Origin of the sequence: Janthinobacterium sp. SUN211, assembly GCF_030587315.1 — a bacterium.
Taxonomy (GTDB): Bacteria; Pseudomonadota; Gammaproteobacteria; order Burkholderiales; family Burkholderiaceae_D; genus Janthinobacterium; species Janthinobacterium kumbetense.
The window spans coordinates 338609-351467 of sequence record NZ_JAPWIC010000004.1 but is presented as its reverse complement, the minus strand read 5'-3'; the positions used below and the strand labels follow the sequence as shown (position 1 = coordinate 351467).

The 12859-nt window shown below is 60.3% G+C and carries 9 protein-coding genes; 6 read left to right on the top strand and 3 right to left on the bottom strand.

The features are described 5' to 3' along the window. The first annotated feature begins 16 nt into the window (after nucleotides 1–16). From O3301_RS16440 to O3301_RS16420, 5 genes are all read left to right on the top strand, one after another. The gene (locus tag O3301_RS16440) at nucleotides 17–2293 is read left to right on the top strand and encodes a DUF3274 domain-containing protein (protein WP_305056889.1); all 2277 of its coding nucleotides are present in this window, start codon (nucleotides 17–19) and stop codon (nucleotides 2291–2293) included. 85 nt (nucleotides 2294–2378) lie between these two features. Then, nucleotides 2379–4010 carry a DUF2875 family protein gene (locus O3301_RS16435; protein WP_305056888.1) on the top strand — a complete coding sequence of 544 codons (1632 nt, stop codon included), beginning with the start codon at nucleotides 2379–2381 and terminating at the stop codon, nucleotides 4008–4010. Between the two features lie 13 nt (nucleotides 4011–4023). Further along, nucleotides 4024–4290, top strand: coding sequence for a PAAR domain-containing protein (locus O3301_RS16430; protein WP_099665253.1), 267 nt, complete (start codon nucleotides 4024–4026; stop codon nucleotides 4288–4290). Nucleotides 4291–4387: 97 nt separating this feature from the next. Further along, entirely contained in the window at nucleotides 4388–5050 is a 663-nt protein-coding gene (locus tag O3301_RS16425) for a hypothetical protein (RefSeq protein ID WP_143451377.1), read from the top strand. 38 nt (nucleotides 5051–5088) lie between these two features. Then, the gene (locus tag O3301_RS16420) at nucleotides 5089–5523 is read left to right on the top strand and encodes a DUF695 domain-containing protein (RefSeq protein WP_305056887.1); all 435 of its coding nucleotides are present in this window, start codon (nucleotides 5089–5091) and stop codon (nucleotides 5521–5523) included. Here the strand turns inward: O3301_RS16420 and bla are convergent, their stop codons facing one another. Next, the gene (bla, locus tag O3301_RS16415; protein WP_305056886.1) at nucleotides 5524–6417 is read right to left on the bottom strand and encodes a class A beta-lactamase; all 894 of its coding nucleotides are present in this window, start codon (nucleotides 6415–6417) and stop codon (nucleotides 5524–5526) included. Continuing rightward, a complete protein-coding gene (locus O3301_RS16410) occupies nucleotides 6410–9085 on the bottom strand; it encodes a PAS domain-containing protein (protein WP_305056885.1) in 2676 nt (891 codons plus the stop codon). Before O3301_RS16410 ends, bla begins: the two co-directional genes overlap by 8 nt. 508 nt (nucleotides 9086–9593) lie before the next feature. Between O3301_RS16410 and O3301_RS16405 the strand changes: the two genes are divergently transcribed. Continuing rightward, nucleotides 9594–11819 carry a TonB-dependent receptor gene (locus tag O3301_RS16405; protein WP_305056884.1) on the top strand — a complete coding sequence of 742 codons (2226 nt, stop codon included), beginning with the start codon at nucleotides 9594–9596 and terminating at the stop codon, nucleotides 11817–11819. Nucleotides 11820–11893: 74 nt separating this feature from the next. Here the strand turns inward: O3301_RS16405 and gluQRS are convergent, their stop codons facing one another. Next, nucleotides 11894–12814 carry a tRNA glutamyl-Q(34) synthetase GluQRS gene (gluQRS, locus tag O3301_RS16400; RefSeq protein ID WP_305056883.1) on the bottom strand — a complete coding sequence of 307 codons (921 nt, stop codon included), beginning with the start codon at nucleotides 12812–12814 and terminating at the stop codon, nucleotides 11894–11896. Between the last annotated feature and the right edge of the window lie 45 nt (nucleotides 12815–12859).

Sequence of the window (12859 nt, the reverse complement as noted above, 5' to 3'; positions counted from 1 at the left end):
ACGCCAGGAGAGTGCGATGGGCAGTTATCCGACAGTGCCGTATGTCGTGGGCGACGATGTGGCGATCCTGCATTGCGAACGCAGCGTGTGCAAGAAGGTCAAGATACGCCGCAATCTGCCGGGCAATATCATCGTCATTCATGGCGTCAACGATGTGGGCGTCAGCTACAAGGCGGTGGAAGAGGGCTTGTGCGAAGGACTGACGCAAAGGCTGGGTCGCGGCTTTACGGCCGCGTCTTACCGCATGCCCGTGGCGGCGGACAAGGACAGGCTGGAAGACGATCCCGACGCCGTCTTCTTCAAGCGCACGATTGCCAAGGACACCAACAGTCCCGTGATTCCATTTTACTGGGGCTACCGCGAAGTGGGAGTGAAATGCAGCAATATCAACGGCCAGTTCGTCGACCGCTACGGCAACCGCCTCGACAAGGACCTGTCCAAGGAAGGAGGTCCTTTCGGCAACGCCACCAGCAGCTTACCCGACATGTGGCGTCCGGGGATCTATGCACCTGCGGATCCCATGGGCGATGCTTTGCGGCCCCTGAGGACGGCGCCCGGGCGCATGTACATGGTGCTGGCGGCGCAGCGCCTGGCCGCACTCATTTCCATGATCCGCGATTATGACGCGGAAGACACCGTCAGCATCGTTGCACATAGCCAGGGTTGCCTGCTGTCGCTGCTGGCGCAAGCCATGCTGATGGAAAAGGGACTGGCGCCGGCCGATAATCTGATACTCACGCATCCGCCGTACAGCCTGGTGGACAGCCTGCCCCTGTTGATGCGAGGTGCCGCCTGGTTCGACGGCGGCGAGGATGTGGCAATGAAGTCCTATTACCATTTGCTCAGTGGTGCGCAGACCATGGGCGCGCGCCTGAAGACCTTGGTGAATATAGTTGCCGGCGTGGCGAAGGGCAACGGCCAGGCATGCAAGCCGTCGTTTGCCGACCTGAAGAAGGACGAATATCGTGGCATGGTCGGCAGCCGCTGGCAGAGTGCAGACGACCGCGACAATCGCCGCAAAGTCTATCTGTATTTTTGCCCTGAAGATATGACAGTGGCGCTGGACAACATCCAGGGCATAGGGTGGGATGGCGTGCCGGATTATGCAATGGGAAGTGAACTCATAGAGGAAGATGAGACGTCCAGTATCGATGGAAATAGTGTTTTTACTGGACATACCCGCATCGTGGAGCGCGAGCAGGTACGTAATGCGCTGGCGGAACTGGGCAGCAGATTTTATCAACGAATATTCAGCAACAAGACTAGGCTGGATCCTGCCACTGGAAAGTTCACGGTGTCGTTGGTAGGCAAGCCACCGCCTTTTGATTTTCCACTGCGCCTCACGACAGAAAGCGAACAGGCACACGTCGATGTTTCATTACGAAAATACCGTGCACAACACAAGGCGGTGGCCTGGCCTATCAATACCAGGTTGAGCAAGACGGAACAGCGTAACGGCATACGCACCATCACTGGCGAAACATTGAAAAAGCCGGTGCCGGCCGATTTGCGCGGTACCTCGCCAATCGATACGCCCAATATTCCCAAAACTTCCATGATGCGAAACCGTAAAGCGGAAGATCAGGGACCTGTGGAGGAAGTCGATCCCTGCGATGCATCAGTGGCACTTACCAGCGGGAGCGGCCTGCACACAACCGCCGAGGATCGCCCGGATCCGGCCGGTTATCGCCGGTTTCCAGAGCGCGATGAAGCCATACGCGGGGCCGAATTGGGCTTGATGACGACTGCCTATAACAAGGAAAAGAAACTCGATGGCAAAGGGCCGCTCGATCAACGCAAGGTCATTGCCGCTACACGCTACACGGAAGGAAATGTCTTGGCAACCATCCAGGAAAGTCCGAATGAGGCACGGTTGCGCTGGCAGCGGGAGGTTAGCGCCAAGTCTTTTCATAGCTCCATTATCGGTAGCGCGAAGAATCATAGCCAAGTGACCGCATATGACGTGGCGATTGGCAGCGGCAAGGCCAGTTCTGATCCGCAGTTCTATGCATATCTATGTGCGGTGGCGGATTGGCGGGTGAAGATATCGTATGAAGGCGGAAAACGACGGCCAGGAATCCTTTTATGGTCCGAGTTTCTTGAGACTTTTCGTATGTATTTTGATACGGAAAATAGTTGGAGAAAAAATGTAATTAAAGGGAACATATCTTATTACAACTCAGGTGTTTTACCCGCTGATTTACCGTTGCTGACAGGGCCTTTGTGGAAAATCGTCATATCAGAGACTAAAAGCGGGAAAAAAACTTCTGACGTCAAGAAGTCGAAAATTTGAATGATTTTAGATTGCTATACTTTTTTGCTCGCTCTGCGATTAACTGAAGAGCGATACCACTCAATAGTTAGAACAGGAGGTCATCATGACCGTCGTTCGTTGGATTGGTATTCCATTGCTAGTACTGTTTCTTGTCCTATTTGTTAGGTGGGTCAGTGTGTCGGCACAAGCAAATGAGCGAGAGTCAGCATCAAAAAAGAAATCTGCGCAGGTTCAGAAAGAGAGTGTAGATGGTACGACATCACGGGATGAATACGTCTTGGAAGTGATAGGCCTTGGTGTGACCTTTGATAGGTATCGGCAAGCCAAGCTATGGGATGCCTTACAAGAAGGAAGCGCTTTTACTTCTATCAGAGAACAGGATAAGAGCAAGTACGCGTGGAGCGCCTTGGATAAAAACGGGGTGAGCGGAGGGCGTGCATACGATGCGATGGAGAATGGAATCAACTTTACACCGTTGTATTGGGGAGTGCCGTCATTTTATGCTGGCCCACCAATTCGTGATTCTAAGCAACAGCCTGAAGCTGGAGTACCGATGGCGGGATTGATTGCCGGCGCGGGGACTTCCGGCATGGCATGGCATCTGTTTTCGATAGCTCCCTGGAGTCTGGCTGAACATCCTGATCAATTGCTACTGAACATATTTGAGTTTTTTGATACCCATCCTGATGTGCCATACGTGGTTCTGATGGCAGATGATAGTGCAGGGACGAGAGATGGTATTCGCGCGAAAGGGGATGTAAAGATGTTGCAGGACGGATATTACATACCTGATATGCCCGATACCACCGTGGCATTTGTGCTGGCACGGCGCGAACGTGTTGAACTTTTGCGGCCAGCGATATGGGGCGACCCCGGAAATAAGTTTGTACAAGAGCAATTCAGAGCGATGTATTATCAATTGATGGAATCTCTGGCGAAACCAGATAAGGAATTAGGAGCGGATTTTCCTTCCATACCTCGTCAACCCACCGTCGCCGAATGGCTCGCCGCCGCCGCCGCCTTCGCTCAGCGGCCCGATATCCGTGGCGTGGGCTTGCATACCTTCGATAAACTCAACCCATGGGAAAATCGTCCGCCGCGCGACTGGAAACCGACGCCGTGGTTCCCCATTCCATGGAACCGGGAACAGATGGAAACCTTCGACCTCTTGCCCTCGTTCGGTTTCGTGCACCGGCCCGTATTCGTCAAATTTACGGATGAGGAAGGCAAGCCTGTCACGCGGCGTGATGCGCGCCAGAAGATACTCAATGCAGGCTGGAAGCAGGCACTGCAGACCTTGCCGGAAGCGGAGCGCGGCAAGGGGCCGGCGCGCATCGTGGCCGGTACGGGCAAGCAGCCGGAACAGTTGCTGATGCTGGAAGGCATGTTGCACGATTACGCGGCACAGGGCGGCCCGGAAATCGACAGCGGCAAGAGCGCGCAGTTCATCAATACCGATCATCGCCTGGGCAATACCGGTGCGGCCACCTGGTTCGTGCAGATGGCCATCGGCGTGCTGGGCAGCTATCGCGACGGTGGCGCCAGTGCGGCGATCAATCTGCGCGACAATAACGAGGCGAGCATTATCTTCATTACGCCGCCATCGGACGCAACCCGCAAGAAACAGGATGCCGGCGGCGATATCTTCCGCAGCCGTATCACGCCAGCCGTCGACCCCGCAAACTACGCGGCGCCATCGGTGGAAGCCATCCTGGAAAGCCAGGCGGGACAATGATTCTGGAGGCAGCATGCGCAAGGTCATCCGGTTGGGAGACGCCACTTCGCACGGCGGCAAGGTGCTCAGTTGTGCCGCCACGCATTTTACGGTCAATGGGATTCCTGTCGCCTGCGTCGGGGACTTGTGCAGCTGCCCCATCAAGGGACATCAGGGTTGCAAGATTGCCAGCGGCTCATCCCGGCACAGCATCAATGGCATCGCTATCGCCTTCGAAGGCGATAGCACCACCTGTGGCGCCAAGTTGCTCGCTGGCGGCGCCAGCTTCCGCACGTCCTGACGTCCGCTCCTCCTGGTATTTCCTGGTAACTATATAATCTGCGCTTGGGCGATACCCGCCCTTGAACGTCGATTGAAGGAATGCCATGCTTGGATCCATGCCTAGATATATCGTGCGCCCCTTGGCGCTGTGCGTAGTGTCGGCTGTGTGCCTCTCTGCCAGTGCCGCCGAGGCGGTGGCGGTGGATGCGCAGCAGCGCGCGTCCTTGCTGGAATTTTATGCGCAGCAATATCCGGGCGAGCCGGCTGCGCGCACTGTGTTCGAGAGCGTGCCCGTGGTGGGCGGACGCGGCAGCGAAGTGGTGGGCAGCGTGGAAACGGCGCCGTATCGCGGTCATGGCGCGCTGTGCCGCACGCAGCGCACCAAGTTCGTGCTGCACGGCGAGGGCAAGCAGGCGCGCTGGCAGGAGGCGGGCATGGAATATTTTGCCTGGCTCGACCGCGGCACTTGCCGCCCCGTGGCCGAACCCGTGCGCATGCTGCAGCGCGTCCCCGATGCGGAACTGGAAGGCGTGCTGCTGTACCAGAAGCCGCTGCTGGAGCGGGCGCGCTTATTGATGGCGGGCAATACGGCCTGCGCCCCGTTGCGGGCGCTGAAGTTTTCGCTGGCGGCCGTCGACGTGGGCGCCGCCGCACCGCGTGCCGAAGAGCGCTATGCGCTCGTGTTCAAGAGCGATCGCGACAGCTACGCCCGCGTCTGGCTGCGCAAGAGCGGCGCCCAGTATGACGCGTGGAATGTGACTTGCCCGCCAGTGCTGTAAGCTGCGCCCCCTCGATTGTTTTTTTGACTGTTGCAACCATGAACGAAAATTCCACTTCCGCCCGCAGCTGGGGCACCATCGTCACGCATAGCGACGAGATGGCCATCATCTACCGCTATGTCGACACTTTCCATGACGATTGGGACCTGTCGTCGCAGCCGGACCGCATCATCATCGCCTGGCGTTATGAGGACGAGACGGGCATGCCCGCGCCGAACGAGCGCGAGCACATGGAAGAGCTGGAAGCGGTGCTGGCGCCCGTGGTGGAAGAGCAAGGCTTCGCCACGCTGGCGCTGGTGTCGACGGGTGAAAATCTGCGCGAATGGATCTATTACACGCAGTCGGGCGAAGAATTCTTCAATCGCCTGAACACGGCGCTGGCGCCGCGTCCAAAGTTCCCGATTGAAATCCGCAGCGCGGCCGACCCCGCCTGGTCCACGTATGCAGGCTTCATGGCCGCGTTACCGAAGTAATTACGTCAATGCGGCGGCCACGATGCGCGTGGCGGCCGTGATGATGTCCTGGTTCGTGTCCGCTTTTTTCTGTTCGCGCGTGTAGTACACGGCGATGATCAGCGGCGCGCCGCTGGCCGGGTAGGCGACGCCGATGTCGTTGACGCTGCCATACGCGCCCGAACCCGTTTTATCCGCCACCTGCCAGCCGGCAGGCACGCCGGCGCGGATGCGCTTGTCGCCCGTCGTGTTGCCGCGCATCCAGGCATCCAGTTGCTGGCGCTGCGGCGCAGGCAAACTATTTCCCAATAACAATTGCTGTAAGCTGTGCGCCATGGATGCGGGGCTGGCCGTGTCGCGCACTTCGCCGGGGATGGCGCTATTCAATTCCGTTTCCCAGCGTTCCAGCTGGAACACCGTATTGCCGATGCTGCGCGCAAACGCCGTCACGGCTTGCGGTCCGCCCAATATTTTCATCAAGAAATTGGCCGCACTATTGTCGCTGTACTGCAAGGTGGCGGCGCACAGGTCGGCCACGTTCATGCCGTCGGCCAGATGCTTTTCCGTGATGGGCGAATACGTGACCAATTCCTTTTTCTCGTAACGCACGTGCTGGTCCAGCAAACCCGGCTGGCTGACGCTGCGGGCCAGCACGGCGCCCGCCAACATCGCCTTGAAGGTGCTGGCCAGGGGAAAGCGTTCGTCGGCGCGATACGCAACGCGCAGCTCGCTGCCGTGGCGCCAGGCGGCAACGCCGAGGCGTCCGCCTGCGGCCTGTTCCAGCGCGGCCAGCTGCGTCTGGGCAGCGGCGATACCGGTGGCGGGCGCGGCAAACAGCAGCGGTGTTGGGCACAGCAGGGCGGTGCCGCCGGCCAGCAGGAGGTGGCGGCGGACGTGGTTCAGGGATTCAGTCATGGTCGGTCAGTGTTGTTGGAGTGGAAAGGGTGGCCAGCAGTTCGCCGATGGCAAGCAGGTTGGCCGGTTTGGTCAGATGGTGGTCGAAGCCGGCCGCACTCGATTGGCTGCGGTCGTTTTCGGCGCCCCAGCCCGTCAAGGCAACGAGCACGACGTTGGCGCCGGCCGGTATCCGGCGCAACGCGCGCGCCACTTCGTAGCCGTTCATGCCGGGCAAGCCGATGTCGAGGAAGATGACGTCCGGTAAAAATTGCGGCGCCACGGCCAGGGCCTGTGCGCCGTCGTGGGCCACTTGCGTGACATGGCCCATCATGTCGAGCACGGCGGCAAGGGTATCGGCCGCATCGACATTGTCGTCGACCACCAGCACGCGGAAATGCGGACCGCCGGCGGTGCTGGCGGGCGTGGCCACTGTTGCGGGCGCTGCCGCTGCCTCCGCCAGCAGGGGCAGGCGCACGCTGAAGGTGCTGCCCAGGCCGGCGCCGGGACTGGCCGCCGTGGCGCTGCCGCCATGCAACTCGGCCAGGCGCCGCACCAGCGACAGGCCGATGCCCAGCCCGCCCTGCGCGCGGCCCATGTTCTGTCCCACCTGGGTGAACATGTCAAACACGGTCGTGATCGACTCGGCGGGGATGCCGACGCCGCTGTCCTTGACCTCGATCAATGCCTCATTGCCATCGCGCCGCGCGCGCAAGCTGATCTGGCCGCCGGCCGGCGTGTACTTGGCGGCATTGTTGAGCAGATTGCCCAGCACTTGCGCCAGGCGCGTGGGGTCGGCCTCGAGCGGCAGCGCTTGCTCATCGACTTGCACCTGCAATTGATGGCGGCTGGCCTCGATCAGCGGCATGCTCGTTTCCACGGCGCTGGCGATGATGGTTTTCAAGTCCGCGCGTTCCAGCTTGAGTTCGATCTGGCCCCGCGTGATGCGTGCCACGTCCAGCAAATCATTGACCAGATGCACCATCTGATTGACTTGCCGCTCCATCACGTCGCGCACTCTCGCCACGGTGGCGGGCTTGTCGGCGGCCAGGCGCATGATTTGCAAGCCGTTGCGGATGGGCGCCAGCGGGTTGCGCAGTTCATGCGCCAGCGTGGCCAGGAATTCCGTCTTGCGCCGGTCCATTTCGGACAGGTTGTCGGCCAGCTGGCGCAATTGCTGCTCAGAACGCTTGCGCTCGCTGATGTCGCTGAACAACACCGTCAGCAGGCGGCTGCCGGGGCCGCCCAGGCGCGCGGCGAAGACTTCGAACCAGCGCTCCATGGCCACGGCTTCGTTTTCGTAGCGCACGGGCTCGCCGGTCTTGACGACCTGGTCGTACATGTCGAACCAGTGCTGGTCATGGTCGGGCACGAAGCTGCGGATGGTCTTGCCGATGGCATTGTCCAGTCCTGATTGCTTGACGAAGGCGGGGTTGCCTTCCAGGTAGCGGAAATCGATGGGGCGGCCTTGCTCGTCGTACAGCATTTCGATGACGCAAAACGCCTGGTCCATCAGCTCGATCAGGGTGCGGTAGCGTTCCTCGCTGCGGCGCAGCGCATCTTCCACCTGTTTCTGGCGCGTGATGTCGAGCAGGACGCCGGGCAATTGCAGGGGCGTGCCATCGGGCGCGTATTCCGCGCGGCCCCGCGCGATGACCGAGCGGTACTGGCCATCGCCGGCGCCGACGCGGTAGCTGGCCTCGAACGGCGTGTGCGCCTTCAGCGCCTGGGCAATCTGCGCGCTGACTTGCTCGCGGTCATCGGGATGGATGATGTCCAGGTAGCGCGCCAGCGGCGGCGCCGTGGCCGCATCGGCATTGACGGGGAACAAGCGCGCCATATTGCTGTCGGCCGTGACCCGGTCGGCAACGATGTCCCAGTTCCAAGTGGCCACTTCGCCGGCCGCCAGGGTCAGGCGCAGGGTTTCCTCGTTCTGCTTGCTGGTCGTCAAGTCGAGCGAGATGCCGGACAGGGCGATCACGTTGCCGGCGCCATCGCTGGCGCAGGTGCCGCGCATGTGCGCCCAGTGCAGTGAACCGTCGGGCCAGCGCACGCGGATGTCGATTTCGAAATCGCTGGCGCTGGCGATGGCCGCGTGCACCACCGTTTGCCAGTGCTGCAGGTCGCCGTCGAGCATGGCGCCCGTCAGCTGCGCGTAATCGATGCGGCTGTCAGGCGGCAAGCCCAGATTCGCCTTGAAGGCGTCGGAGCCGGCCATGCTGCCGCTGCCCAGGTCGATCTCCCACGTACCCATGCGGCCGCCCTGCATGGCCAGGCGCAGCCGCTGTTCCGTCTGCCGTTGCCGCGTCACGTCGCTATGCGAGCCCAGCCATTCAACGATGCTGCCGTCGGGCGCCAGCACGGGCAGCATGCGCACGAGCATGTTGCGGTAGGCGCCGCTGACGTGGCGCAGCCGGTATTCCGCTTCGAACACGCTGGTCAGGTGCGATGGCATGACGTAAGGCAAGTTGCGGTCGTCCGGATGCAGGGCATTGACCCAGCCGCGGCCCAGCAGTTCGGCCTCGGTCTGGCCCGTGAAGGCGCGCCAGGATGGCTGGTCGGCATCGAACAGGCCGAAGGTTTTCGTGCTCCAGACGATGTCGCAATGGGCGCTCAGCAGTAGATGCGCCGCCTGGGCGGCGACGGTGGAAGACGGAACGGCGTTGCTGGGCTGGCTGGGTTCTGGCATGGAGGCTATCGATGATGGTGCAGGGGGCCGCCGCCGCACTGGAATGGGGCGGCCTGGCAACTTCATTCTGGCGATATTACAACTATTTTTACCCTCGGGGCTGTCTCGCAGGGCAGCAATTCCGCTTTCGGCTGGCCTGGCGAAAAGGTGCGTCACGCGGCATGGCATCGGAGGAAATAGCAAGGCGAGCACGCTAATGTGGCTGAATAACCACTAGTCTGGCCTTTATGTTGATGAATGAATATTTTACATAACAATATTCTTGCAGCGCATAAGGCGCTTGAATTAAATTGGCGCCTTACTTAAAAGTTGGTGTTCATCAGACATCCCGGAGATGCGGCCAGAACCGCTGTCAGCTTGGACGACAGCCAGGGCAGAGCCAGTGACGCCGAGAGCGGAGAAACATCCGCTCGCGCTGTTGCACCAAAATGGTGCAAACGATCATCCAGCGCCGTACATAACCCGGAGACAGGTTTCGCAATTCTTTTTTAAACTTCTGGGAAACAACATGATCAAGATGTCCAAGATGCACAAGCGTTTGTGCGCCAAAAGCGCTGCTATGCTGGCACTGTCCGCTGCCTTGCCTATCGGCTCGGCTTATGCTGATGAAGTCGCTGCTGATACGACCCCTGCCGCCAGCCAGCTGGAAACCGTGACCGTGACGGCGCAGCGCCGCAAGGAAAATATCCGCGACGTGCCCGTCTCCGTGTCGCTGCTGCGTGATGAAAAGCTCGACGTGCTGGTGTCCGGTGGACAAGACATTCGCGTGCTGGCCGGCAAAGTGCCGAGCCTGAACGTGGAATCGTCGAATGGCCGCACCTTCCCCCGCTTCTACATCCGCGGCTACGGCAATACCGACTTCAACATCTTTGCATCGCAACCTGTTTCCCTGATTTACGACGATGTCGTGCAAGAAAACCCTATCCTCAAGGGCTATCCGATTTTCGACGTGGCTGGCGTGGAAGTGCTGCGCGGCCCGCAAGGCACCTTGTTCGGCCGCAATACGCCTGCCGGCGTGGTCAAGTTCGAATCCGTCAAGCCGAACCTGGACAAGGTTGAAGGCTATTACAACGTTTCCGCCGCCACGCACAACACCACCAATTTCGACGGCGCCGTCAACGTGCCGCTGAGCAAAGAATGGGCGATGCGTGTTTCGACCTTGCGTCAGCACCGCGACGATTACGTCGATAACACGTTTACGGGCCAGAAAAATGCGCTGGACGGCTACAACGAACACGCGGAACGCGTGCAATTGATGTATGCGCCGAACGGCACGTTCAACGCCCTGTTCAACGTACATCAACGCAGCACCACGGGCAGCGCGCGCGTGTTCTTCGCCAACGCCATCAAGCTGGGCACGAATGACCTGGTCGACGGTTTCAATCCGACCAAATCCTACACCGATGCCTTGAATTTCCAGGAACTGCGCACCAATGGCGCCAGTGCTCGCCTGAGCTGGGAACTCGACGGCGTCAAGCTGTACTCGATCACCGGTTTCGAACGCGTGGGCAAGTATGTGTCGCATGGCGACATCGACGGTGGCGCAAAAGGCATGGTGCCAGCGATTCCATTCCCGGTGGAAACGGCTGGCGGCATCAGCAGCGTGAAACAGTACTCGCAAGAATTCCGCGCCGAATCGAAAAATGCCGGTCCGCTCAATTGGCAGGCTGGCGTGTACTACTTCAACGAAGATGCCAACGGCTACACGGATAATTTCGGCGGTAGCGACCATGCGCTCGTTTCGCACCTGGCCAGCCGCCAGAAAAACAGTGCCTGGGCCACCTTCGGTTCCGTCAACTATGCCGTCAACGATGACTTCATGCTGCGTGCCGGCTTGCGCTACACCAAGGACAAGAAGGATTTTGACACGGTATCGGTCTACAACATCGATCAAAAGAATCCGAGCAGCGCCGATGTCAGCAAAGCCAAGGTCAACTGGGACCTGAGCGGTACCTACAAGTACAACAAGGACGTGAACTTCTACGGCCGTATCGCTACCGGTTTCCGCGCGCCAAGTATCGCGCCAGCCAGCAAGGATGTGCCCGTGACCGTGGCCGATGCGGAAACCATTACCTCGGTCGAAGCGGGCATCAAGGCCGACCTGTTCGAGCGCCGCGCCCGTGTCGCGTTCAGCCTGTACAACTACCAGGTGAAAAATCAGCAATTGACGGTCGTTGGCGGCACCGCGAACGTGACGCGTTTGATCAACGCAGCCAAGACGAATGGCCGCGGCGCGGAACTGGAACTGGAAGGTTTTGTCACGCCTAGCCTGAAGATGTCCCTGGGCGGCAGCTATAACTTCACGGAAATCAAGGATCCGAGCCTGTCGGTAACCCCGTGCCGCAGCTGCACCGTGACCGATCCTAAAAACGCCGCCGGCAACGCCATCATCAATGGCAATCCGTTGCCGCAAGCGCCGAAGTGGACGGTTACCGCCACGGGCCGTTATTCGATTCCGATGGAAAACGGCGAATTCTTCGTCTTCACGGACTGGGCTTACCGCAGCAAGATCAACTTCTTCCTGTACGAGGCAACCGAGTTCACCGGCAAGCCGATGGTCGAAGGCGGCTTGCGCGTGGGCTACACCTGGGATGCCGGCAAGTATGAAATGGCCGTTTTTGGCCGCAACATCACCGACACCCAGCGTATCACGGGCGCCATCGACTTCAACAACCGCACGGGCTTCATCAATGAGCCACGTCAGTTTGGTGTGCAGTTCAAGGGCAACTTCTAATTGCCTGATACCAGGTGCCGGCCATGTGCTGGCGCCTGCATTGCTACCCGCCCGGTTCGCCGTGGCGGGTTTTTTTATGGGTGCTCGGGAAGCTGCGCCAGCCGCCGCGCCCACGCGGGAATGGCTTGCCGCCAGAAATCGTCGATGGACTCGGCGCGTACGTCGAGACCGAGGAAGCGGGCGGCCGGCAGCAAGGCCGACGCCAGCAGGTCGGCAGCATTGCTTGCCGTATCAAAGGCGAGGGCGCCCGTCTGTTTGGACAGCTTTTCGCCGCTGTCGTTCGTGACGACAGGCACGTGCAGGAAACCGGGGTGGGGCAAGCCCAGCACATCCTGCAGATACAGCTGGCGCGGCGTGGAATCGAGCAAATCCGCGCCGCGCACCACCTGCGTGATGCCCTGCGCGCCATCGTCGACCACGACGGCCAGCTGATACGCCCAGTAACCATCGCCGCGCAGCACGATGAAGTCGCCCACCTCGCTGGCCAGGTCCTGCCGCTGCGGACCCGCCCAGCGGTCGGCAAAGGCGTACACGGCTTCGGCTCCCTGCGGCACCCGCAGCCGCAAGGCCCGTGCCGCCTTGCCCGGCGCCAAGCCATGGCGGCAAGTGCCCGGATACACGGCGGCCCCACCCTTGGGGCCACCCGCCTGCAGTACCGAATCCTGGATTTCCTTGCGCGAACAGCCGCACGCATACACGAGGCCATCGTCCTGCAACTGCTTCAGCGCCGCCTCGTACAGCGGCAAGCGCTTGCTCTGCCACGTCGCCTCGCCATCCCACTGCATGCCGCAGCGTTGCAGGCTGGCCAGGATGCCCAGATCGGCACCCTCGACATTACGGTCATAGTCCAGATCCTCGATGCGCAGCAGCCACGTTCCTTGATGCACCTTCGCATCGAGATAACTGGCCATGGCGGCAACGAGCGAACCCATGTGCAGGGGGCCTGAGGGGGAGGGGGCGAAGCGGCCGATGTAGGGGGAGGTGGGAGAAGGCATGCAGATGAATATTTTTACTGGGATGTATGTGCTGGCACTGCATTG

What these genes read in the sequence shown, in the direction of transcription:
- O3301_RS16440 (WP_305056889.1), top strand. Translation starts at nt 17, where the DNA reads ATGGGCAGTTATCCGACAGTGCCGTATGTCGTGGGCGACGATGTGGCG.
- O3301_RS16435 (WP_305056888.1), top strand. Translation starts at nt 2,379, where the DNA reads ATGACCGTCGTTCGTTGGATTGGTATTCCATTGCTAGTACTGTTTCTT.
- O3301_RS16430 (WP_099665253.1), top strand. Translation starts at nt 4,024, where the DNA reads ATGCGCAAGGTCATCCGGTTGGGAGACGCCACTTCGCACGGCGGCAAG.
- O3301_RS16425 (WP_143451377.1), top strand. Translation starts at nt 4,388, where the DNA reads ATGCCTAGATATATCGTGCGCCCCTTGGCGCTGTGCGTAGTGTCGGCT.
- O3301_RS16420 (WP_305056887.1), top strand. Translation starts at nt 5,089, where the DNA reads ATGAACGAAAATTCCACTTCCGCCCGCAGCTGGGGCACCATCGTCACG.
- bla (WP_305056886.1), bottom strand. Translation starts at nt 6,417, where the DNA reads ATGACTGAATCCCTGAACCACGTCCGCCGCCACCTCCTGCTGGCCGGC.
- O3301_RS16410 (WP_305056885.1), bottom strand. Translation starts at nt 9,085, where the DNA reads ATGCCAGAACCCAGCCAGCCCAGCAACGCCGTTCCGTCTTCCACCGTC.
- O3301_RS16405 (WP_305056884.1), top strand. Translation starts at nt 9,594, where the DNA reads ATGATCAAGATGTCCAAGATGCACAAGCGTTTGTGCGCCAAAAGCGCT.
- gluQRS (WP_305056883.1), bottom strand. Translation starts at nt 12,814, where the DNA reads ATGCCTTCTCCCACCTCCCCCTACATCGGCCGCTTCGCCCCCTCCCCC.